This window comes from Methylorubrum rhodesianum, from assembly GCF_014199985.1.
Taxonomy (GTDB): domain Bacteria; phylum Pseudomonadota; class Alphaproteobacteria; order Rhizobiales; family Beijerinckiaceae; genus Methylobacterium; species Methylobacterium rhodesianum.
Genome location: NZ_JACHOS010000012.1, coordinates 101,705 through 124,447, shown reverse-complemented (window position 1 = coordinate 124,447; position 22,743 = coordinate 101,705). Strand labels below are relative to the sequence as shown.

Annotated in this window: 18 protein-coding genes and 3 pseudogenes; 7 read left to right on the top strand and 14 right to left on the bottom strand. The window is 67.8% G+C overall.

What is annotated here, in order from left to right; translation table 11 throughout:
* Positions 1-65: 65 nt before the first annotated feature.
* The 8 genes and pseudogenes from HNR01_RS18150 to HNR01_RS18115 all read right to left on the bottom strand — a co-directional run bounded on the left by HNR01_RS18150 (position 66) and on the right by HNR01_RS18115 (position 11,493).
* Positions 66-1,148: pseudogene (locus HNR01_RS18150) on the bottom strand (IS630 family transposase).
* A gap of 2,029 nt (positions 1,149-3,177) precedes the next feature.
* A pseudogene (locus HNR01_RS18145) lies at positions 3,178-3,657 on the bottom strand (hypothetical protein); the annotation flags it as partial.
* Between the two features lie 221 nt (positions 3,658-3,878).
* A complete protein-coding gene (locus tag HNR01_RS18140) occupies positions 3,879-4,763 on the bottom strand; it encodes a 3'-5' exonuclease (RefSeq protein ID WP_231343940.1) in 885 nt (294 codons plus the stop codon).
* Positions 4,764-4,907: 144 nt separating this feature from the next.
* Entirely contained in the window at positions 4,908-6,989 is a 2,082-nt protein-coding gene (locus tag HNR01_RS18135; protein WP_003596813.1) for an AAA family ATPase, read from the bottom strand.
* Positions 6,990-7,037: 48 nt separating this feature from the next.
* A complete protein-coding gene (locus HNR01_RS18130; RefSeq protein ID WP_012455871.1) occupies positions 7,038-7,634 on the bottom strand; it encodes a hypothetical protein in 597 nt (198 codons plus the stop codon).
* A 269-nt stretch (positions 7,635-7,903) separates the two neighbouring features.
* A complete protein-coding gene (locus tag HNR01_RS18125) occupies positions 7,904-8,863 on the bottom strand; it encodes a metallophosphoesterase family protein (RefSeq protein WP_238224432.1) in 960 nt (319 codons plus the stop codon).
* 244 nt (positions 8,864-9,107) lie between these two features.
* Positions 9,108-10,382 (bottom strand): metallophosphoesterase, encoded by a 1,275-nt coding sequence (locus HNR01_RS18120; protein WP_003596816.1) that lies wholly within the window; start codon positions 10,380-10,382, stop codon positions 9,108-9,110.
* Between the two features lie 133 nt (positions 10,383-10,515).
* Positions 10,516-11,493, bottom strand: a complete 978-nt coding sequence (locus HNR01_RS18115; protein WP_003596818.1) for a DUF6634 family protein — start codon at positions 11,491-11,493, stop codon at positions 10,516-10,518.
* Here HNR01_RS18115 and HNR01_RS27635 point away from each other — a divergent pair.
* Positions 11,486-12,037, top strand: a complete 552-nt coding sequence (locus tag HNR01_RS27635) for a helix-turn-helix transcriptional regulator (protein WP_238229976.1) — start codon at positions 11,486-11,488, stop codon at positions 12,035-12,037. The genes HNR01_RS18115 and HNR01_RS27635 overlap by 8 nt on opposite strands.
* A gap of 68 nt (positions 12,038-12,105) precedes the next feature.
* Here the strand turns inward: HNR01_RS27635 and HNR01_RS27630 are convergent.
* The 3 genes and pseudogenes from HNR01_RS27630 to HNR01_RS18100 all read right to left on the bottom strand — a co-directional run bounded on the left by HNR01_RS27630 (position 12,106) and on the right by HNR01_RS18100 (position 15,528).
* A pseudogene (locus HNR01_RS27630) lies at positions 12,106-12,572 on the bottom strand (VIT1/CCC1 transporter family protein).
* 163 nt (positions 12,573-12,735) lie between these two features.
* Complete coding sequence (locus HNR01_RS18105) at positions 12,736-13,164, bottom strand: MerR family transcriptional regulator (RefSeq protein WP_026105497.1); 429 nt, start codon at positions 13,162-13,164, stop codon at positions 12,736-12,738.
* A gap of 225 nt (positions 13,165-13,389) precedes the next feature.
* On the bottom strand, positions 13,390-15,528 hold the full coding sequence (locus HNR01_RS18100; RefSeq protein WP_003596824.1) for a heavy metal translocating P-type ATPase: 2,139 nt from the start codon (positions 15,526-15,528) through the stop codon (positions 13,390-13,392).
* Between the two features lie 64 nt (positions 15,529-15,592).
* Here HNR01_RS18100 and HNR01_RS18095 point away from each other — a divergent pair, with 64 nt between their 5' ends.
* From HNR01_RS18095 to HNR01_RS18085, 3 genes are all read left to right on the top strand, one after another.
* Positions 15,593-16,015 (top strand): MerR family transcriptional regulator, encoded by a 423-nt coding sequence (locus tag HNR01_RS18095; RefSeq protein WP_003596825.1) that lies wholly within the window; start codon positions 15,593-15,595, stop codon positions 16,013-16,015.
* Positions 16,016-16,152: 137 nt separating this feature from the next.
* Positions 16,153-17,109, top strand: a complete 957-nt coding sequence (locus tag HNR01_RS18090; RefSeq protein ID WP_003596826.1) for a cation diffusion facilitator family transporter — start codon at positions 16,153-16,155, stop codon at positions 17,107-17,109.
* A 7-nt stretch (positions 17,110-17,116) separates the two neighbouring features.
* Positions 17,117-17,803, top strand: coding sequence for a ZIP family metal transporter (locus HNR01_RS18085; protein ID WP_003596827.1), 687 nt, complete (start codon positions 17,117-17,119; stop codon positions 17,801-17,803).
* A gap of 59 nt (positions 17,804-17,862) precedes the next feature.
* On the opposite strand, the gene HNR01_RS18080 is transcribed toward HNR01_RS18085, so the two are convergent.
* Positions 17,863-18,267 carry a flagellar basal body rod C-terminal domain-containing protein gene (locus tag HNR01_RS18080; RefSeq protein ID WP_003596828.1) on the bottom strand — a complete coding sequence of 135 codons (405 nt, stop codon included), beginning with the start codon at positions 18,265-18,267 and terminating at the stop codon, positions 17,863-17,865.
* A 525-nt stretch (positions 18,268-18,792) separates the two neighbouring features.
* Between HNR01_RS18080 and HNR01_RS18075 the strand changes: the two genes are divergently transcribed.
* Positions 18,793-19,539 (top strand): response regulator transcription factor, encoded by a 747-nt coding sequence (locus tag HNR01_RS18075; protein WP_017484348.1) that lies wholly within the window; start codon positions 18,793-18,795, stop codon positions 19,537-19,539.
* Positions 19,536-20,867 (top strand): ATP-binding protein, encoded by a 1,332-nt coding sequence (locus HNR01_RS18070; protein ID WP_003596830.1) that lies wholly within the window; start codon positions 19,536-19,538, stop codon positions 20,865-20,867. Before HNR01_RS18075 ends, HNR01_RS18070 begins: the two co-directional genes overlap by 4 nt.
* A gap of 8 nt (positions 20,868-20,875) precedes the next feature.
* Here the strand turns inward: HNR01_RS18070 and HNR01_RS18065 are convergent, their stop codons facing one another.
* On the bottom strand, positions 20,876-21,571 hold the full coding sequence (locus HNR01_RS18065) for a YoaK family protein (protein WP_012455875.1): 696 nt from the start codon (positions 21,569-21,571) through the stop codon (positions 20,876-20,878).
* A 278-nt stretch (positions 21,572-21,849) separates the two neighbouring features.
* Here HNR01_RS18065 and HNR01_RS18060 point away from each other — a divergent pair, with 278 nt between their 5' ends.
* Complete coding sequence (locus HNR01_RS18060) at positions 21,850-22,113, top strand: hypothetical protein (RefSeq protein WP_003596834.1); 264 nt, start codon at positions 21,850-21,852, stop codon at positions 22,111-22,113.
* A gap of 223 nt (positions 22,114-22,336) precedes the next feature.
* On the opposite strand, the gene HNR01_RS18055 is transcribed toward HNR01_RS18060, so the two are convergent.
* Positions 22,337-22,564, bottom strand: coding sequence for a hypothetical protein (locus HNR01_RS18055; RefSeq protein WP_003596837.1), 228 nt, complete (start codon positions 22,562-22,564; stop codon positions 22,337-22,339).
* Positions 22,565-22,743 lie beyond the last annotated feature (179 nt).

Sequence of the window (22,743 nt, the reverse complement as noted above, 5' to 3'; positions counted from 1 at the left end):
ACGCGATCCCAGAACTCCTCAGAACGCACGTGGTCCAAGCGCCGGCTAATACCAATCGGCATGGTTCATAACCGATAGGCCCATTCGCGCAGTCCGAGCGACATGATCATCCAAGGCTGTGCGACGAGCTTGTTCCAAGCCTCGCAGCATTGATCGAGGATGTCCTCGTAGGAGTCGAAGATCCGGTCGCCGAGCCAGTTCTCGCGCAGGAACTGCCAGACATTCTCGACCGGGTTGAGTTCGGGCGCATGAGACGGCAGCGTCAGCAAGGTGAAGTTGTCGGGGACGACGAGGTCGGCGGCGACGTGCCAGCCGGCGCCGTCGAGGATTTGGACGGCGTGCGCGCCGGGATCGACGGCGCGGCTGATTTCGGCCAGATGCGCGTTCATGGCCGGTGTGGCGCAGCGGGGCAGGACGAGACCGGCGTCCTTGCCCTTCTCGGGACAGATCGCCCCGAAGATGTAGGCGGACGCCGTGCGCTGATCCTTGGGCGCCGTGGGCCGGCTGCCCTTGCGCGCCCACCGGCGCGGGACCGTGTTCTTCTGACCGACGCGGGCTCTCATCCTGAGGCTCTCGAAGGACGTCCTGCCACCAGAGTTCGAGCGGCGTGTCGACTGGCAGTTGGGCGCGGATCGCGCTCACGCGGGCGGGGAGGTTTTTTTAAACGCCGTCAGCGCCGCCGGGTCCTGCTGATGATGGCGCGGACGGGCCGACAGCTTGGCATAGCCCATCCGCTTCACCTCCCGTCCGACACTGCTCTCGTCGAGGCTGACGCCGAAGCGCGCGAACAGCCAAGCCGCCAAGTCCTTCAGCCGCCAGCGCACCACGCCGTCCCGTTGCAGGTCCGGCCCTTCCTCGATGGCAACCGCGAGCGCCTGCCGCTGGGCCGCGTCGAGCTTGAACCGCGGGCCGGGCTTCTTGCGCTCGATCAGGCCGTCCGGCCCGGCCGCGTTGAAGGCCAGCACCCAGTCGCGCACCGTCTGCAGGCCGACCGCGCCGATCCGCGAGGCCTGCGTCCGGCTCCCACCCTCGTAGATCGCGGCCAGCGCGAGAAGCCGCCGGCTCTGACCGGCATCGCGGCTCTTCCGCGCCAGACGTCGCAGGGTATCCGCATCGAAATCCTCGCGCAGATCCACGGCCTTCGACATGGCAAACCTCCTAGCTTGCCACATCGAATCACATCCGCCGCTTCCGCGTAAACCCGCGAGTCCTCACCCGTACCGATTGGTATTATGGGTACGCTGATTGTGCAGCAGAGATGCGGGACAATTTAAGCGCAGCAATTCCTGGTTGCCTCGCTCGTCGCCGGCTTTGCGCCGAAAACGGCCGTTTGCGGATCATTTTGGAACGAGACTTCGACTTTTCCGTCCCGTCGAGCGTTACGTGCCTGTAGGAAATGCGCACCCGCCGCCGCTCGCTGTTCACATCGTCTTCGGCGGCGGTCGTTGAACCTGCCAAGGTCGCCACACGAAATCGATCCCCGTAATTGCGGAGTTTATTCCATGACACGTACGTCTAAATTCAGAGCCTCACTCATCGCTGGCTTTGCTGCGCTCGCACTAGGCTTTGGCTTGGCAACAATCCCCGAACCGGCAGCCGCCCAAGGCCATGGCTACGGTCATTCCCGCGGTCATGGTGGCGGCTACGGCGGTCACGGTGGCGGCGGTCGGCACGGCTATGGCGGCGGACATCGCAGATCGTACAGTGGGCACGGCGGCGGTCGGCGACATGGCTATTCCGGTGGGCACGGACGCTCGGGTGGCGGCGGTCATCACAGGGGTGGTGGCCACTAGGGACACAAACTAGAAGCTTGATCCCGCAAAGATTGTCTTGAGCCCAAGCATTAGGCGAGGTTGGCGGGACTCAGTCATCGGATGACGGCAAATAGTTCGTTACTCAGAATAATTCTCCGACGTAACGAAATCCGATCCGGAAGCAAAGCACAGCCATGTTTTTTCTTCCAAATCCGAGCACAGGAGAATGATGTCGTGATGAAAAAGTCAGCAAGAGCAATGATCGCTGCGGCCTTTGCCGTATCTCCAACAGCAGTCTTCGCTCAGCATATCGATGTCAATCCGGGCGGGGTTCGGGTGGAAGGCGATAGCCACGGACGACGCGTTGTCGAAGAGCGTAGCGAGGGCGGCCATCATGAACCTCGCAGAGAGCACCACGAAGAGCGTCGAGAGGGACACCATGGCGATGCCCCGCGGGAACGTCACTGACGCCTTGAGATAAAAAGAGCTGTGAATAAGCGACGGGTGGCCATTACAGGTCGCCCCTCGTCTACATTTCAACGATATTGTCTAGGCCGACTAGCACAGATCAATTCAGTTGCTTCTGAAGCTGACGTACAAACAAGGGGAATTTACAGCTTAGCTGTGGCTATAAAATATATTTTTATTACTGTATAACTCTTCACCTTATTTGCTTTCTTCGAAGTCATGTGATGGAACGCTCCTGCCAAGCGCGCGGGCGAGGTGGGATGAAAACACCATTCAGCAGAGCCTGCCGGATCGCACCCGTGCGTTCAGGCGTTGGGCAAGGCAGAGGGCCTTGACCCGCTCAAACGAGTCTTCGGGAAGGGACGCGCAACGCAAAGGAGAAATAGTTATGGCTCGTCTTGGTAGGGTGAAGACGGCACTGAGTGTCGGCCTTCTGACGGTCACGCTCGTCATCAGCCTCGTGGCCATTCCGAGTGCGGCCCAGGCTGAAGGCCATCATGGCGGCTATGGCGGAGGACATGGGTTTTATGGCGGCCATGGCGGAGGCCGCAGGTACTATGGCGGCCACGGTCGCACTTATGGGTATGGTGGTTTTGGCTATGGGCGCCGCTACTATAGCGGTCGCGGCTACCGCAGAGGACACGGACATTACGGCCATAGGCGGGGTTACTACGGGGTCCCCGTTGCAGCTGGATTGATCGGTGGCTTGGCGCTCGATGGGCTCGTGGCGCACAGCCCATACTACGGCCACTACGGTTGTGGTTACGCTCCGAGCTTTGATTACCACTACGGTTACTGAGCACGGTCGAGTGTGCCTGCTATACTATTATTTGTCGTCGGGGCCGGATGCTCAACGGTAGATCCGGTTTCGGCTCAGTCTGATATCGATTTTGCGATCTAGTTGCGTCATCATCTGCGAGGCGACTTCTCATAGTCTTCATTTGTTCGTCGTCAGTGTCGCCCGGCTGAGCTCGACCGCAATGCTCAAGGCTTCGGTTGTCTGAAGCTGGGTTTGCGCGGTGATCACGTCTGAGCGAGCAGCGACACAGGCAGCGTACTGGTTCTGAGTGATCACGAGGCTGCTGTCGCCGTTCCCGTCCAGGACCAGCATCACGCCGAGGTCCCTGGCGCTCGCGGCACGGTCGAACAGGATCATCTGCCGTGCCTTCGGGCTCGCTTCCGCGGTCTCGGGCGCGCGCAGGTTGTCGACGACGGCCCGCAGCGAAAGGTCGATGATCTCGACGTTGCGGGCGATGTCGCGTTCGATGACCTGCATGAGGTTCCTGGAGGTCTGCTCGGCCTTGTCCCAGGCATCGCGACGAAGATCGAGGAGCATCGACGCCGACACGATCAGCACGCCGATAGGTGCCAGGACCCCGAGCGCCACCCAAGCGCGGCTATATTCAAGTGGTCGCGAAAGGCGCGGCAGGGTCATCGGCTGTTCCCCCCTGGGCTTGCTGGCCGTTGCCCGATCCTTCGCACGCCAGCCATTACGGTCGATTTACCCCGATGGCTTTCGACGCCTTCGACTCACTCGTGGCTAACGCCCGGTTTTATCGCGGTCTCACGCCGGACCGGCGGATCCGGGCGCGGGACCTGCGTCCCGCCGCCCGCTCATGGGGCATCCCGAGGATTGGCTACTCCGCGACCCGGCCCTCAGGCCCCAAGCGAGCTCCGTCGAGCTCCGTGACAGGTGTCCGGACCAGCCACCACCGCACCCGACCCGGTCGTTCGACCCACATGCATCGGCGCGCGCGATCCAGTCCGTCGCCATTCCTGCGCGAAGGCCGCCAAGTGCGGGCGGGCCGGCCCCTCCGCATCGAGGTAGCGCAGGAATCCCTCCACGGCTGCATCGTGGCCCGCGGCATCCGTCCTGCCCGTCAGATGCGCCCAGCGCATGAAGATGACGTAGAGGTTCGCCACGTCGGTCTCGCAGTAGTCCCGCACCCGACCGAGTTCGTCGCGCGCGACCAATTCGGCGACGCAGGACCCGTGCTCGCCCATCTTGCCCGGTGCGCCGACCGCCGCCGCAGCCTCCTCCAGGGTGAGACGCGAGGCCGCCCCGAAGGCTGAGATCGCATCCATGAGGTCGAGGTGCCAGTCCTGGGCGTAGCGCTGCCCGTAATTGGCCCAGCGCGTTCCGCGAAGAAACCATGCGGGGGCCGCGAGACCGTGCATCAACGAGCGGGCGAGGACCACCGGCATGTCGAACGCCCTGCCGTTCCAGGTGACGAGCCTGTAGCGTCCCCCCTCGAAAAGCCGCCAGAAGGCGCGCAGCAGACGTGCCTCGTCCCATCCCGGTTCGCCGCCGCTGCGGCAGGACCGCAACTCGTAGGTCTCGACCCCCGTGCCCGGCTCCCGACCGACCCCCGCCTCGATCACCGAGATGGCGACGACCTGATGCCACATGGCCTTTGGAAACCGGTCGGCCGGCCAATCCGCGGGCGTTAGGATCGGGTCCGGAACGGTCTCGATGTCGAGCATCATCAACGTGTCCGGGCTGCCCTCGTCGAAGTCGCGGCGGCGCAAGGGATGTCGCATGGTGTCAGGGCGCGGCTCCGCCCCGGGTGAGGCGGCGTCGAACAACGTCCGTTCCGCGAGCGGGCGACGGGCGGGTGAGCGCGACGCGGACGGGTCCCGGCATGCAATCGGTCGGCGTACGAAGGACGTCATGGCCTCTCCACTTCAGATGTCGTGCGTGCGGTGGGCACCGCGGCCCGGACCGGCGCGGCGTCGGGGGGAGGCGGCCTTTCCCGAGAACAACGCCCGAATGGCCGCGTCGTCGAGGTAGGCCGTGCGGAACAGGGCCTCCGCGATCCGTTCGAGGGCGAGGCGCTCGGTCCGCATGAGGTCGCACGCGCGCTCGTAGGCCAGCCGGAGCCGCTCAAGGACCGGGCGCATCAGCCAGGGCATCCGGGCCAGGTCGATGTCCTGGGCGGGGGCCAGGGACAGCAGCGGGAAATCGGCCGAGAACCCCCACGACGCCTCCATCGCCGCGGCGCATCGGGTCGCCTCGGCGAGATCCGAGACCGCGCCGGCGGAGACGTCGCCCAGGAGCACCTCCTCGGCCGCGCGGCCCGACAGGATCATCACCAGGGACCGTTCGAAGTCGCCCTCGGTCAGGGCTCCGTAGGCATCGACGAGCGCATGCTCGGTCAGGCCGCCGGTCGGGGCGATGGTTAGCGTCACCGGTCCGCTCGCGCCGCTGGCCAGGAGCGCGACCGCATGCCCGGCCTCGTGGACGGCGCAGCGCATCCGGAGCCCATCCCCGAGCGCCGGCGTCCCATCCGAGGAGCCTGCCAGGATGTCGTCCACCGTGAGGGTGCGGCCGGCCCGTCGCGCGCTGCCACGCGCCCGCCGCACCAGCGCCTCGACGTCGGCACCCGTCATGCCCCGCAGCAGCGGGACCACCGGCGCAAGGTCGAGGTCATCGGCGTCGGTCCCGAGATACTGGACCAGCATGCCGGTCAGCGCGTCGAGACCGGGAAGCTCGATCCGAAAGTGCCGTTCAAGCCGCCCCGAGCGCAAGATCGCAGGATCGATCCTCGAAGGATGGTTGGTCGTGCCGACGACGACGACCCCTTCGCGGCCGACGGCGCCGTCGAGGTGTTCCAGGAGGGCGTTGACGACCTGGCTGGAGTAATCGCGATGATGTTCTGAGAAAGTATTCCTATCTCCAAAGGAATCGAGCTCGTCGATCAGGACCACGCAAGGCGACCGCCGCGCTTCCTCGAAGAACTGCCGCATGGCGCCCAGGGTATGGCCAAGATGTCCGTCACGGGAGCCCTGCCACTGCGCGAGGGAGCCCGGATGAAGCGGTAGGTTCGCGCTTCGGGCCAGGGCCGCCGCGAACCGTGTTTTGCCCGTGCCGGGCGGCCCGCTGACGAGGGCGGCCGATTCACAGGCGGCGAACGGGATGATCCCCTCGTGCCACGACCGTAGGTCCGCCACCAGGCCGAGCCCCCAATCCCGGGCGGCTCCGAGACCGAGCGAGTCCTCAAGGCGGGGCGCGTTCGCGGTGCGCTGCCTCTCTCGCAGGCGCGAACGCCCGAGGCGCTCCAGGGCCTCGGATGCCCCGCGACCCGGGCGGATACCGAGCCGAAGGTCGGCGGCGGCCCGGACCGCCACGCAGTCCCCGAGCGCGGCGAGGGGCGGAACCTCGCCGGTCACCGCCTCGATCACCAGGCTCAGCACCTCGGCGTCGAGCGGAGCGACGAGAACCTCCCGGTCGACGGCGCGCAGGAAGTCGCGCGGCAGCGTCCTGGCGGGATCCGACGCGACGCCGATGAGCGGGACGCCGGCGACCACGGCCGCGCCGACGGTTTCGTTGCCGCGGTCGGGCCTATGCTCGCGCGAGGCCCCGTCACGCGCGAACACGACGACCTCCCGCCGGCTGCGGTCGTTCCAGGCCCCGCGCCCGCCCTCGCCATCCCGAACCCTCCATCCCAGTCCGAGGAGGCAGGGTCCCACGACGCACCGCATCGGCTCCACCCAATCCGGAGAGGATACGCGCACCAGTAGGACGGGGAAGCCGTCATCGGCCGCGGGAGGTCCTGCCGGAGCGAACGCGCGCCCCAGCATGACCGCGGCGGCCACGACGTCGGCGGCCAGCCGGGGCATGAGTGATGCCTCCCGCCGGCCGAGCGCGAGCGCGTCGAGCTCGGCTTCGTCCAGGCACCATGATGGATCCGGGCTCGCGGCTTCCTTCCGCAACGCCTCGACGAAGGCGCGCGCCATCGCGCAGGCCGCCTCGTTCGGTTCGGGCATGGCATCCTCCGGCTTCGCACGGGACTTCGATGGTGGGGGGCCGATGGTTCAGCGGCGGCGAGACTTGCGCATCCTCGGTCGCGCCCATCGCGCCGCGAGCCGCATGAGCCGGCGCTCGTCGGCGCTGCGCCGTGCCAGCGCGCGCAGGGCGTAGGCGATGACCGCCGGCGCGGTCGCGTCGCCGCGCTCGGCCATCAGCAGGAGATTGCCCATCACGAGATCCGACGCGACCGAAGCCGCGCCGCACGTGCGGACGTGACGGATGGCGAGCGCCGTGGCCGCGGCCGCGTCCCCGTCCCTTGCCGCGGACCAGCGCGTTTCGCCGAGTATCGACGTCGTCGCCAGCAGCCGCGCGAGGGCCGTTGCTTCCGCCCGGTCGAGGCGTCCGGGCGGGTACGTACGCCAAGCCGCCACCACGCCGACTTCGACCACGGGCGGCACGCCGCGCCGCGGGGTTCGGATCGCGTGCCGCAAAACCGAAGTCGAAACCACTCGGCCAGGCTCCGATGCCATGTCCACCTCCAGCGGCCCCGCCCGTTCCAAGGCGGTCAGCGAATCCGTCACGCTTTCGAAAAACTTGGCCCGTGCCCCCACGGGGAGCCGGAACGACCCGATGGGCGAATAGGCGGTCGCCGCGCTGCGCACGGGCTCGGTTTCACAGCGCCCAGCCCGGTTGGCCCGGCTGTTGGAATGCCCACGACGTTCGAGAATGCTTATATTATACCTGCGGTATATAAGACGATCAAGCCATTGCTGTCTTTGGCGGCCGGGAAAAGTCGTGGCGGCGGCAGCCCGAGGCGGGAAGTCAGCGATGGGCGCCGTACCGGCCCAACCTTTCCCGGCTCCCGATGCCCGTCGGCCTGTCCGGGGAGCTTGGTGCGGGCGGCCCTGGGCCGTAGGTCGACGTTCCCATCTCAGGCCTCGACCACCAAGGCTGGGTCGAAGGCATCGGCCGCATCCCACCGCCGCAAGGGATTGGCGACGACCCTGGTCCGGCCGATGCGGTAATCCGCCGGGGCGACGGCCCGGCCGTGGACCCAGAGCGTCGGCGCCCCCCAGGCGTGCATGACATCCTCCAGGTCCGAGGCATGCGAGGCTGCCAGCCAGGCGTCCCCGAGCCATCCCGTCCAGGCGTCGGGCAGCGAACGGCGTGAAGGCGCGAAGTGGGTGAGCACGACGGCGCGGTCCCCGGGGCGAACACCGGGCACGAGCGTCCCGGGTCCCCTCGCGACGTTCAGCGATTGACACACGATGCTGGTGAGGGCGTCCTCGATGTATCCCCGCGACCTTGCATGGGCCCCGAGGGCGTCGAGCGGCGACCACGGGCGCCCCCGCCGAAGCAGGACGCGCCGGCAATCCGCCCAGCTGTGGCGGGCCGCGACCCTGGCTAGGCGGCCCTCGAAGCTCCCTTCGAGGCACCAGTCGGTCCACAGGGTCGCCCCGACCACCACGGTCCCGCCGCCGGCCTCGGGACCGATGCGTACCGCATCGTCGGCGAGCAGGTGGATGCCGAGGTCCCGGGCGAGGTCCCGGCCGCGGGCGACCGCCTCCACCATGGGCGTCTCGGACCACAGCTCCGCGCTGCCCGCCACCATCAGGACGGGCCTGTTTCCCTGTCTGCCGTCCAGGGCGCGCGCCAACCAGTTCAACGCGACGTCCAGCCCTATGGCCACTCCGCCCGCCACCAGCAGGACGTCGAACTCGGGAAGCGGATCGGGGAGCCGGAACCCGGGATTGCGGTCGATGAGCAGGTCGGACAGGATCCAGAACCTCGCGTTCTCCCTTCGGCTCCCGACGGAGGCCGGTCCTGGACAGGCCGTCCGCACCTCGGGCGTCGGGTCGATCCGCGCTCGGGGCCGAAACGGAAGCGGCAACGGCTCCGGGACCTCGGCGCCCGGAACACGACGAGGGGGGCGAACATGCCGCGTCATCGTAGGCCCCCGGCGGCCGCCGATCCCGTTCCGGTCGAGCCCTGGGAGCGGAACGGAATGGGATGCGGCGGAGGTGCTCCCCGGCATCCTAGCGCACGAGGCTCACGGGCGAAGTCCGGCAAGGGCGTCTCCATCGGTTCTCGGCTTGCGGGAGGCAGTCAGGGCGGGGCGGCCGCCCCGGGCGGTCTCAGACCTCGACGACCAGCCCGGGCTGGAAGCGCGGGTTCTCGCCGGGATATCCTCGCGGGTTGCAGAGCACGCGGGTCCCGCCGAGGCGGTAGTCGAACGGCGTATGGGTGTGCCCGTGGACCCAGAGCGAAGGCCGACCGGCCTCGATCAGGTCGTCCAACCGCGACGCGTAGGCGGCATTGAGCGGCTTGCCGAGGAACCGCGGCGCGACGCTCCCCGCCGCGGGAGCGTGATGCGTGACCACGACGTGCGCCCGCGTCGTCGCGTCCGCGGCGGACCGGAGCGCGGTTTCGAGGAAGCGGCGTGACGCGAGGTGCAGCGCGAGCGCCTCCTCCGGCCGGAACCGCCGCCACTCCGGCTTGCGGCTCCAGGCGATGAGGCGGTGATCGTTGAGGCCCACGCGTGCGTCCCGCATGGCGGGGACCCGCGTCGCCGGTCCGTCGAGCTCGTAATCCGTCCACAGGGTGCATCCCGAGACCACGACGTCGCCGAAGCGGACGGTGTCGTTCTCCAGGAGGTGAATTCCGGCCTCCATCGCGGCCGCGCGCCCCGCCTGCAACTCGTCCGGCAGGCATCGACGGTAGAATTCATGGTTTCCGGCCACGAACGCGACCGGCATATGCGGCCGGACCGTCGCGGCGAGCCACGCGATTGACTTGACGAGGCCCTCGCCGACGTCGCCGGCGACCACCGCGAGATCGGCCCCGGGGATCGAGGCTGGGGTCCATGGACTCCCGATGTCGATGTGCAGGTCCGAAAAGATCCATAGGCGCATCGGTTCTCCCTCGGTGTCGTCACCCGGAAGCCGCAGCCGGTCCGGCGCCCCGTCGTCGCTCCCGGCGGAGACGCCCGCCGGCTTAAGTTCCACCCGGGACCGCCACGCATAGGCGAACCGGGCATGGTGCGGTCCGCCCGTCCCGTCGGCGGCGAGACGGTCGAGCGCATCGGCGAGGAACGTCGCGGCAGCCTTTTCGCCGCGAAGCGCCAGCGCGAGCGCCGCGGTGGCGACCACGTCGACGTCGGGATGCGCCGGACCGCATCGTCCGAGGACCGCCCGGGCGTCGCGGAGCGCCGCCGGGGCGTCTTCCCATTCCGAGGCGGCCACGGAGGGACCGGACCCTTGGAGGGCAGCCGTCGCCGCAGCCAGCAACGGCTTGGCCAGATCGGGCGCGAGGGCGCCCGGTCCGACCGTCCGCCACAACCTGGTGAGGGACGTCGAACCGCCCGCCGCCGGCAGCGCCCAGCGACGTTCGCCTTGGGGGTGCACGGGCATCTCCTGACATCCTCGCATGGCCGCCCGGACAGGCGGCGAGGGCTCCCCCGCCCACATCTCGACGGGCGGGACCGGCTTCCGCCTTTCGAGCGAGGGAGGGGCGACCCGCCTCGACGGAAAGGGAGACGGTGCGCTACTGCAGGGAGGGACGCGGACCGGCGGGCCGTCCCAGGCGGTAGAGCCTGGAATAGGTGCGCGCCCAGGTACGACGGTCGGAAACGTAGACTTCCGAGGTTCGGACCCGGCGACCTGGGGGAAAGTCCGGATGGTGCGTGACGCGACCGACGAGCGCCGCGACCGGCCGCATCCCGAACTCCCATTCCTCAAGGACGGGGGCGGCGGCGAGTTCCTCCGCGGACGGGTATTCGCCGTCCTCCGCGGCGTCCAAGGCATCGGCAAGGTCCCGGAGCCGGTCCTGCGCGTCGCGGCGGTCCGCCTCGCCCATCCCGGCCAGGACGGGAGCGATGACGTCGCCGGGATGCCCCGGCATCGGGACCGCACCGGGTACGACCGCGTTCAGCACGCGAAGCGCAGCGCGAACGGACAGGGACGCGAGCAGGGATCCATGGGCCGGGGCGGCGGCGTCCCGCAGCGGAGCCGGCAGGCCGCGAGGGATCACGCGGATCGAGGTGTCGTCCAGGCCCGCGGCCGCCGCCGTGTCGCGCACGGTTCGGTCGGACGCTCCGAGTGAGGGGAAACCGCACCCCAGCAGCCAAGGGACGGCGGCATGCGCGGTCGCGCGCAGCATGGACACGGCCATGGCGCGTTCGAGGACGGACGGTCCGACGGCGATCACCCTGGGACATTCCCCGAGATCAACCGGGCAGTCCGCCGCCCACCCTGGCGGCAGGTCGAGCACCACGAGGCGTCGCGCGGGATCGGCGGCCGCTTCCCGCGGGAAGTCCTCTGCGAAGGAGGGACCGTCCCTGCAAAGCTCGACAACGCGCAGCGTGTCCGGCACGCTGTCGAGTCGAGGCAGCCGGGATTCGTGCGCGCCTACGACGCGCAGGAGCGTCGTGGCGGTGCCGACCGAGGCTGCGGCACGGGCAATCAGGAAGGCGGCGTGCGTGCCAACGGCACGGCCATCGCCGCCGAACAGCGCGATGATCATGGCGAAACCCCAAAGGCGGAAAGCGGCCCTCCCGCTCGACGATCAGTCGGGCGGGGGCGGGCAGTCGGCGGTGCTTGTTGAAGTTCCCAATTATACCTGTGCTATAAAAATCTTTCAAGCCTCGCCCGACGCGCCTCGGGGAGTGGACTTCGCCTCGGCTGCGGATTTCCCTCCGGACCGGACCGTGCCAGGATACCTATGCCAAGCCGCCCGCCTGCTGGTCGGTCTCACCCAGCAGGAGCTTCACCTGCTGGCGCGCGTTTCGAAGAAGTCGATCAACGACTACGAGAACGGCTTCATCGCGATCCGAGTCGCGCTTGCGAAGCGCTTGGTCGCGGCCCTTCGCGGCGCGGGCGCCCGTTTCATCGCGGGCGAGGGATACGTCGGCGTGATCGTGAGCGGGCGGAGAACGGAGGCGGGCGTCCCGGCGGCTCCCTTCGGACAGGGAGTCCAGGAAGCCGGGATCGTCTCCGACCCGGGTCCCTCGGGCGGTTCCGCCAAGCCGCGCCCCGCCCGCGGCAGGCGTGCGTCGCAGGGGGATTGAGGCTCGAAATCCCCCGGTGGCGGTTCTCGGCGCGTTCCAGGCTCACCCCGTCCTGCCTTCGAGCCTCGTCACACGACCTTGCCGACGAGGCTCCCGATGCCTGCGGTGACGCCCACGGCGAGTGATCCCCGGAACGTCACCTGTACTGTACCGTCGCCCGCGGCACTGCGGCACCACCCGCCTTCGCCCCGAGGGCGCCGAGAATGGCGAGGAACACCAGCGAGGCCGCTACCTCCGTGTATTCGGGCCCGCGCTCGACGTAGATGCGAGCGAGATTTTGGCGCTTCGCCAGGGGTCGTCGGTGAGTTCGAGCCGCTCGCGGTCGGCCCGCTCGGTCTCGGACCGGGAATTGACCGAAGGGCACTTCCCGACCGCCATCGACATCGCGCTAGCCATCAGGATCTCCCCGTTTGTGCGTGGCGGACACCGCGACGCCGACGCTGAGGCTCGCGGTCGATACGGGTCCATCGTTGGTGCTAAACGCCGCGACGCGAAGCCAGCCGGCACGGTCGATAAGGTGCTGTGCGGGTCCTATTTACGGCTACGGCGAGAACAGCGAGGGTCGGCAGGCCCAACGTGTTCATCCGAAAGACCTTTGACCGCAGCACGAGCTGAAACTTTCGTGGCGGATAAACCAGCGCTGCGTCATGGCCGACACGGCGCAAGCTTGCCCGGCTTTTCCTGAGCAGGTCCCGGATTCAGGAGATGCGGCCGTGCTCATGCGCGCACTGTCGATGGTCGGCCAGCGTCTCGATCACCCGACACTCCCCCACCCGACCGTGGCCACATGCCTCGACCATGCGCCGCAACTCTCCGCGCAAAGCCACGAGTTGCCCGATTCGACGCTCGACCTCGGCCATGTGTCGACGGGCGATGCCGTCCACCTCCGCGCAGGACCGGTCCGGCTCGGTGGACAGAGCCAGCAACTCGCGAATCGCCTGGATCTCGAATCCGAGTTCGCGCGCATGACGGATGAAATTGAGCCGGGATATCTCTGTCTCCAAATAGCGACGCTGCTTGCCCTCGGTGCGGGTCGGGGCCGGCATCAAGCCTGCTCCCTCGTAGTAGCGGATGGTTGGCACCTTCACGCCCGTGCGGCGCGACAGCTCTCCGATTGAAATGTTCATATCCCGGCCAAACCTCCAGTCCTTAGAGGTTGCACTCTCCTTCCTCCTCGATGGGAAGGGGGCACGAAAGCGGATGGCTCCGACGAACTGTCCGAACGCCATCCGTCACTCGACCGTTTTAAGCCGCCGCAGCCCATCCTTTTGACCTTGAAGCTTTGCGTGACGCTCTCCCGTTGATGACGTCGCACACGGATGGGACCTCCCATGGTGGGAACGTGAAGGGCCTCAGGCGCTCGATCTTCCCTCTCCAAGGAGCCGCAGCGCGTTTGCCGTCACCAGCACGGTTGCCCCGGTATCCGCCAGGATGGCAGGCCATAGGCCGGTGACCCCTAGAACCGTCGTGACCAGGAACACTGCCTTCAAGCCGAGCGCCAGGGCGATGTTCGTCCTGATGTTGAACAGCGTCCGGCGCGAAAGCTCGATCATCCGGGCGATGTCTGCGACGCGTCCGTGCAGGGCCGCCGCATCCGCCGTCTCAAGCGCCACGTCGGCGCCCCCACCCATCGCGATACCGACGTCCGCGGCCGCGAGCGCCGGCGCGTCGTTGATGCCGTCGCCGACCTTGGCCACCACGGCGCCAGTGGCTTGGCGCTCCCGCACGATCCGCTGCTTGTCCTCAGGCAGGAGCTCGGCCCACACCTCGATGCCGAGCGCGGCCGCCACGGCCCAGGCCGTCCGCGCGGTGTCGCCGGTCAGCATGATCGCGCCGACGCCGAGCGACGCAAGGCGGTCGACCCCCTCCCTCGCGTCGGACCTGGGCTCGTCTCGCATCGCGAGCAGCCCGGCTACCGCCCCGTTCGCGAGGAGCACGGACACGGTCTTACCCTCGCCCTGGAGCCCGGAGACCCGCTCCTCCTGATCGGGCGTGAACGGCACGCGCGCGCCGGCTTCCCTCGGCGAGCCAAGGAACAAGTCGAGCCCCCCGACCTTGCTGGCGATGCCCTTGCCGCCGAATGCCTGGGCCCCGAATGCCGGGGGCACCGGCGCTCCGGCCTCGGCGGCCTTGGCCAGCACGGCCCGGGCGAGCGGGTGCGAGGAGCCACCCTCAAGGGCGCCCGACAGCGACAGCACGTCCCGCTCGGACCTCCCGAATGCCACCACGTTCGTCACGACGGGCTTGCCCTCCGTCAGGGTTCCCGTCTTGTCGAAGGCGACCGTCGTCACCGAGGCCAGCCGCTCCAGGACGGCGCCGCCCTTGATGAGAAGCCCGCGCCGGGCCCCGGCCGAGAGGCCGGCCGCGATGGCCGCCGGCGTCGAGATGACGAGCGCGCAGGGGCAGCCGATCAGCAGGATCGCCAACCCCTTGTAGACCCAATCCCCCCACGCGCCGCCCGTGAGAAGCGGCGGGACCACCGCCACCAAGGTGGCCACCGCGACGACGGCGGGGGTGTAGACCCTGGAGAACCGGTCGATCAGGCGCTCGGTCGGCGCCTTCGCCTCCTGCGCTTCCTCCACCAGCTGCACCACCCGGGCGATGGTGTTGTCCTTGGCAGCCGCGGTCACCCGGACGCGGAGCGCCCCGTCGCCGTTGACCGTCCCGGCGAAGACTGCGTCGCCAGGCTCCTTGCGCCTCGGCACGCTCTCACCGGTGACCGACGCCTCGTCGACGTCGCTCCCGCCGTCGAGGATGGTCCCGTCCGCCGGGACGCGGTCACCCGGCCGCACCAGCACGGTGGCGCCGACCTTGAGGCTCGCGGCGGGCACAGATTCAGTCGTGCCGTCGCGTTCCAGCAGCGCCGTCTCCGGGACGAGACCGGTCAACCCACGGATGCTCGCCCGGGCTCGACCGGCAGCGACGCCCTCCAGAACTTCGCCGATCAGGAACAGGAAGACGACGGTCGCCGCCTCCTCGGTCGCCCCGATGACGGTCGCGCCGACGGCGGCGATCGTCATGAGCATCTCGATGGAGAAAGGCGTCCCATGCCGGGCGGCCAAGATAGCTCGTCGGGCAACCGGCACCAGCCCAACCGCCATGGCCGCGAGGAAAGCCCAGCGCTCGGTAATCGGCGCGACGTGCCCGAGCGCGTAGGCTGTCACCAGGGCCGCGCCGCAGGAAGCCGCCAGCAGGGCTTTCGGCGCCCTCCACCAAGGTGTCTCAGCGGTATCCCCCAACGCCACGGCGTCCGGGTCCTCGGCCCCGTAGCCGAGGCCGCGGACGGTGTCAGCGATCATTCTCGCATCGGTCCCGGGTCCGTGACGCACCGCGAGCGTCTCGGCGGCCACCGAGACCTGCACCTGCGCGATGTCGGGCAGGCGGCGCACGGCGGCCTCGACCTTCGCCGCGCAGGACGCGCAGTCCATGCCGGTCACCCGCAGGCGGGTCGTCGGGACGTCGGTCCTGTCCAGGGTCGCTGCTTCGGTCACGGCGGGTGCCTTCCTTGTGGTTAAGGCGACCCTACTTCCTCTAGCGACTAGAGGAGCAAATATCTTGAAGCCCATCGCAATCGGGGAATTGTCGCGGCAGGCAGCCGTGAAGGTGCCGACCATCCGATTCTACGAGGAGCGCGGACTCCTGCCGCGCGCGTCCCGAACGGAAGGCAACCGGCGGACCTACGGCGCGGCCGACGTCCGCAGGCTTCGGTTCATTCGGCACGCGCGTGAACTCGGATTTGAGATCGAGGACATCCGCGCGCTGCTCGATCTCGCCGAGCAGCCGGAACGCCCGTGCGGGGAGGTAGACGCAATCGCCCGCCGGCATCTCGCTGACATCGACGACCGGATTGCGCGGCTCACCGGGTTGAGGGTGGAGGTCCAGGCGATGCTGGATCAATGCTCGCGGGGCAGTGTCCGGGAATGCCGCATCGTCGAGGTGCTGGCCGATCACGGTGAATGCCTGCACGAGGTTCACTGATGCCTACGGCCACGCGGAATTGGATTTTATGCGCTCACCACGTTCGAAACCCCTTGCTCCTCCAGTCGCTAGAGGAATTAGGCGTGCCGCATATGTCGGACGCCCCGCCGAGGGCATGAAGCCGAGCGGATTTCCCAATGACCGGACACGCAGATCGCTCCGTCCGTGCCCTCCGTGACGGAGGTGGACACGAACACGGCCATTCCGGCAATGCTCAGGCATCCTTCGGTTTCGGAAGGGCCTTCGCCGTCGGCATCGGTCTGAACGTCGCCTTCGTGATCGTCGAGGCGGTCTACGGGTTCTTGAGCAATTCCCTCGCCCTCGTCGCCGACGCAGGCCACAACCTCTCGGACGTACTCGGGCTCGCCGTCGCCTGGGCCGCGGCCATTCTCGGGAAACGGGCGCCTAAGCCGCGCTACACCTACGGCATGAAGAGCTCCTCGATCCTGGCCGCCTTGTTCAACGCGGTCATCCTCCTCGTCGCCATGGGCGCCATCGCCTGGGAGGCCGTCCGGCGCTTCGGTGAGCCCGCACCGGTGGCCGGGACCACCGTGATGGTGGTCGCGGGCATCGGCATCCTGATCAACGGCATCAGCGCTTGGCTGTTCGCATCGGGGCGCGAAGGCGACCTCAACGTGAAGGGGGCCTTTCTGCACATGGCCGCCGATGCCGCCGTCTCGGCGGGCGTCGTCGTCGCCGGCCTGCTTATCGCCCTGACGGGTTGGCGTTGGCTCGATCCGGTGACCAGCCTACTCATCGCCGCGGCGGTCGTATGGAGCACTTGGGGACTCCTGCGCGACAGCGTGCGGATGTCGCTCGCCGCCGTGCCCCCCGGCATCGACCCTGACGCCGTGCGCGCGCATCTGCGGGGCTTGGAGGACGTCACGGCCGTCCACGACTATCACGTCTGGCCGATGAGCACGACCGAGGTCGCCCTGACGAGCCATCTCGTAAGGCCGGACGGCACGGACGACGCTTTCCTTATACGAGCCGCACGCGAATTGAGGGGCCGCTTCGGGATCGTCCACGTCACGTTGCAGGTCGAGACGAGCGAGACGACCGCCTGCGCCCTGGCCCCGGACGGCGTGGTCTGAACCTGCGATGCAAGCCTGGCTCTATACCCTCATCCCGGCAGCCGCCGCCGTCCTCGGCGCCGCGGTCGCCGTCAACATGCGGCCGGGACCCGTCTTGGTCAGCGCCATCCAGCACTTCGCCGCAGGCGTCGTATTCGCCGCGGCGGCGGGCGAGATCCTGCCTGACCTCAAGCATGCCGGATCGCCTTGGGCCACCCTGGTCGGCGGCGGCGTCGGTGTTGCCGCCATGCTCGCGGTCCGCACTCTGGAGCGTCGGGTGAAAGGACCAGTCGGTCTACTGACCGTCACCGGAATTGATATCTTGGTGGACGGGCTCGTCCTCGGCATCGCCTTCGCAGCGGGCGCCAAGGCCGGTTTCCTGCTTACGGTCGCCCTGACCATCGAGGTGCTGTTCCTCGGCCTGACCGTCGCGAACGAACTCGGCGAGGGCGGAACCTCGAAAGCCAGGGTGGTCGGCTTGACCGCCGCCCTCGTCGTCCTGCTGCCGCTCGGTGCGCTGCTCGGCGGCCCGGTCGCCACGCTGCCCGCGGCCATCCGCGGCGGCTTTCTCGCCTTCGGCCTGATTGCGCTCCTCTACCTCGTGACGGAGGAACTTTTGGTCGAGGCACACGAAACGGAGGACCGTCCATGGGTGACCGCGATGTTCTTCGCAGGCTTCCTGCTATTGCTCTTGCTCGATGAGCTTGTCGGTTGATGGCGCACGTGCCGGCCGCGTTTGATGCGTCATCACGAAAGGCTTTCGGGTCGATGACATCAGCTCTTCAGTAGCGCGAGCGTCTTTCCTTTCAGGTCGTCAAAGGTCGCGATAGTGCGCAGATTGGCCTCGTACGCTCGCATCGCAGAGCGAAGTTCGGACATCTCGACCGTAGGGCGGACATTGGGAAGCTTGAGGTTGCCGCCAGCATCGGCGGCGGGGTGTCCAGGACTATGAACCGTCGGGAATTCGGTCTTGTCGCGTACGATACGGATGGCCGGTGCCTCTTCGGTGTTGCCCGTGATCGGCTCGAACACTGCAATCTTGCGCCTATAGGGTTCGCCGTCTGGGGCGGACGCCGTGGAACGCGCGTTGGCAATATTCTCGACCGACACGCGCATGCGACCCTGATGTATGCGTAGGGCGGCAGACGCCAAGCTTGGCCCGGAAATGTCGTCCTTCATCGCCGCCAGCCTCCCTCTTGCCGGCATCCTGTCCCGGCGTGCACAAATTTGTTAATCAAATCTAATGAGTTAGAGTTAAAAAAAGGTTAATTCACGCCTCATGGTGTTAGAGTAATCCGAGCGCCGGCCCGTCCGAATTCAGGAGTATTCGGCGATGTCTTCGAACCACCGTTCAGCTCTTTTCCGGGAAATCGGGCGAACGAGCATCGGATCGCTCCATTCGCACCTCCGCGACAGCCGGATCCATAGGCCGATTTGTACTCACCCGGCATCGACCGCTTCTGACTTCAAAATTTTGATATCCTCGTAAATTACATTTAATTATGTATAGAGCATACTATCAAATCAAATTGGTCGTATTTTTGGTCGAGCAGTCGTATCGACAATATAAAATATGCAAAATTTATACAAGTGACTTCATTGACGTTCGTGGCCCACTCGATGAGAGTCCCCTGATGCGTTATCTGAATCTGACGGAGACTTTGTTCGCAATGGACCCCGCGGCGATGGATGAAACGGTGGCTGATGGAACGCGATGACAGGCCGGGAGCGGGCTGCGCACAGGAGCACATCCTCCTGATCGAAGACGACGACGGCATGCGGGTGTTGGTCACGCGACTCCTGAGGGAGAGCGGCTACCGCGTCACCGGTTGCCGCAGCGGCGCCGAGATGTGGTCGCTTCTGCCCGGGAAGTCGGTCGATCTCGTCTTGCTCGACGTGATGCTGCCCGGCGCCTCCGGCTTCGATCTGCTGCGGGCGCTGCGCAGCAAGGGCACCGTGCCGGTCATCATGCTCTCCGCCCGCAACGAGGAGGCGGACCGGGTACTCGGACTCGAACTCGGAGCCGACGACTACGTCGCCAAGCCGTTCGGCCGGCCGGAACTCCTTGCCCGCATCCGCGCGGTGCTGCGTCGGACCACCATCGCGCCGGCCGCCACCGCGGCGGAGAGGGCACAGGTTCTGACCTTCGCCGGCTGGCGGCTCGATTTGCGCAGCCGGCAGCTGACCGATCCCGGGGGGGCTGCCGTAGACCTCTCGGGGGCCGAGCACGACCTACTCATGGTGTTCCTAGAGCATCCCGGGCGCGTGCTCGGCCGCGAGCAGATCCTGGAGATGAGCCGCGGACGGCTCGCCGCCCCGTCCGACCGTAGCGTGGACACCCTGGTCAGCCGCCTGAGGCGCAAGCTCGAACCGCCCGAGGGCACGCTCCCCGTGATCAAGACGGTTCGCGGCTCCGGCTACATGATGGCCGCCAAGGTCGAGCGGGCGTGAAACAACTGGTCGATCTTGCCCGCAGCCTGGAGGGGCGCACCGTCGCCGTGCTGTTGCTGGCGGTACTCGTGGTCCACGGGGGCGCGTTGTTGCTGTACCGTCAGTCGGCGTCGGCCGCGGCCGACGAGGCGTTCGCGAACGAAGTGGCGCGACAGCTCGTCTTGGCGCGGGAAGCGGTACTGCGGCGACCGCCGGGGGAGCGCGGCATCGAGGCAAAAGCCCTCTCGTCGGGTCATTTCGAGATAGGCTGGGAGCGGGGGGAATCCGCCGAGACGGGCAAGACAGACCCCGCCTTGCGCGATCTGCGCGAACGCGTCCTGGAGATCGAGCCCGTGCTCGGCCCAGGTCTGGCGCTCGCCCTGGCGGCGCCGGACGAGCCGCTGCACCAACAGGACCTGCGCGGCGCCTTCCCGCTGCCGGACGGCAGTTTCCTGACCTTCCGGTCCGCCCATTCGCCTCACCTGGTCCACCTTGCACCCTGGGCGTACCTCGCCACCGCGATGGCGATCCTGGTCGGCGTCGCCGCCGTCGTGCTGGTGCACCGGATCGCCGGCCCGCTCAGGGAACTTACGCACGCCACCGTCCGGATCGGGCACGGTACGGTCGTGTCCGTGCCTGAGGTCGGACCGGACGAGACGCGCGGGATCGGTCGGGCGCTGAACGCGATGCAAGGGCGCATCCACCGCCTCGTCGCGGAACGGACGCAGGCTTTGGCGGCGGTCTCGCACGATCTGCGCACGCCGATCGCCCGGCTCCGTCTTCGCCTGGACAAGGTCGATGACCTTGCGGACCGCCGTGCCATGGCTGCCGACCTCGACGACATGCAGGCCATGATCGACGCGACGCTGTCGTACCTGCGTGGCGAAGCCGACCCGGAAGCACGGCAGGTCGTCAACGTGGCGAGCGTGCTGATGAGCGTCGCCGACGCCTCCGCGGACGTGGGCCGCGAGGTGGGCTACGACGGCCCCGGCCGGGCGCTGGCGTCGGTACGTCCCGTTGCCTTCCGCCGCGCGGTCGAGAACCTTGTCGACAACGGTGTGCGCTACGGGATCCGGGTCCGGGTCGGCATCGAGATCGAAGAGGCGACCCTGGTGGTGCGCATCGACGACGACGGCCCCGGCATCGCGCCGGAGGACGTCGCCCGGGCCTTCCAGCCCTTCACCAGGCTGGAGGGGTCGCGTAACCGCAACACGGGCGGGACGGGGCTCGGACTGACCATCGCCCGGCGCGCGGTCGAGGCGGACGGCGGCACGCTCGTCCTGTCGAACCGGCCAGAGGGCAGCCTGCGGGCCGAGATCCGCCTGCCGAGGGCGAAGGGACGCGATTGAGACGCGGCCTACCGGGCGGTCGCCGGTGCGTCGGGGTGCGCGTCCGGCTGCGCCGACCGCTCGTTCGAGACATAGCCGCTCCCAGGCAGTGCCACCGTGAGGATGATGCCTGCGACAGCCAGCGACGCGGACAGGGCCGCCGGAACGAGGAAGGCATCGGGACCAAGGGCCTTCTGGATGAAGCCGCCGGCGACCGCGCCAAGCGTCAGGCCCGCCCAAAGCGGTGCCTGGAGCCAGAACGACGGCGCGGGCTTGTGCAGGACCATGTTCGCCAAACCGGTCCCGAAACGTACGACGGTTCCGGTGACGTAGGTCAGGGCGAGGCTCCGCCCGGCCTCATCCTGCAGCGTCGCATTCAGCATGCCGAGGGCAAGGACGACGGGATAGGCATGAAGAGGAAACGCATCGGAAGCTTCCGGCAGGAGGTTGCCGATGGACAGCAGGACGGCCTGCGCGCCGAGCAGGACCGAAAGACGCCACCGCCCAGCCCAAGCCGCAACAAGGGTGCCGGCGAACGCACCGAAGCAGAACAGCGCGATGGTGCTGCCGAACCTGGTGACGCCCGACCAATCGAAGGAACTGGCCGCGACGCCGAACCGGGTCGTGTTCCCACTCATGAACGACATGAACAGTTGAGAGTGTTCCAGGAAGCCTATCGAGTCGGCCGAACCCGCCAGGAATGCCAGCGCGACGGCCAGGGGCACGCGGGTCTCGGGTCTCGACGGGAAAGATCTGTCCACTTGGCCACCTGTCGCTGCCGCGTCGGATCTCGCCGGGGTCGCGTTCGACCCGGCGTCCGGTCCTGCGGGGAGCCGGTAGGGATACGTCGACCCCATGGCCGAGGCTTTGCTCGACCTTGACGAAGTGTGTCGGCACGCGCGCCTGACACACTTCGTCACGAACGCGGCGAACGGCAGTCAAACGGGTCGGCTATCTCCACTCCTCAAGCGGCCGATGTGGCCGATGGAAGGGATACAGATCGATGAAGCGTACGCTTGCCGCCGTTCTCACCGCCGCGATGCTGGCCGGAGCGGCCACGCCCGCCCTCGCGGTCGACGGGCACGGCAACGCCTCCAATCCGGAGCGCAGCGTCCCGAACTCGGGCGACGTCTCCGGCGGACCCGCCCACCGTGACGATCCGCGGGTGCGGGAGGCGCAGGAGAAAGGCCCGGACGGCAAGCCCGCGCACCGCGAAGGCGACGGCCACGCGCACGGGCACAGCCAGGATAAGCCCGGCAAGAAGTAAGCTTCCCACGAGGTGACACGATGAGCGGGAGACGCGCGATGCGATTGCTGCCCCTGCTCGTCGTCTTCGCGCTCCTGGCAACGGGCCTCGGCTACGCGCTCGCGGCGTCCCCTTGCCCGGACGACTTTTCACGGTGCGATACAGCCCCCTCACGCATCGTGGAAACGCCCGCCTCGACGCAAGTCGGGGCGGGCGTCCGCCTTGGTTCGGTCGACCGAAACGTTCAGTCGTCGAACTCGCGGTGATCGTGGCGCTCAAAGCCGTGGCGGTTCTCGTCCCGGTCGTCGTGATGATGGCGACGAACCTCCACGTGGTCGTGGTCGCCGTGATGGTGGCGGCGCACCTCCTCATGATGGTGGGGAGGTGGTCCGTAGCCGTAATGTTGGGCCGACGCGGTCATGGGGACCGATGCGAGGGCAGCGGTCGTCAGGGTGATCAAGCGACGTTTCATGGACGAAAATTCCTTGCTGGTCGCACAAGGCTCTGCCGACGGCTTTGAACGGGGCGTGAAGCGACCATTCAGTATCCTCCGACCAGGGAAGCCTTCACCACAACGGGCGACCGCAGCTTGCGACACAGCCTCGGAATCGCAGATAAGGACGGTGATGACTTCGGCGCGGCGCCATATGA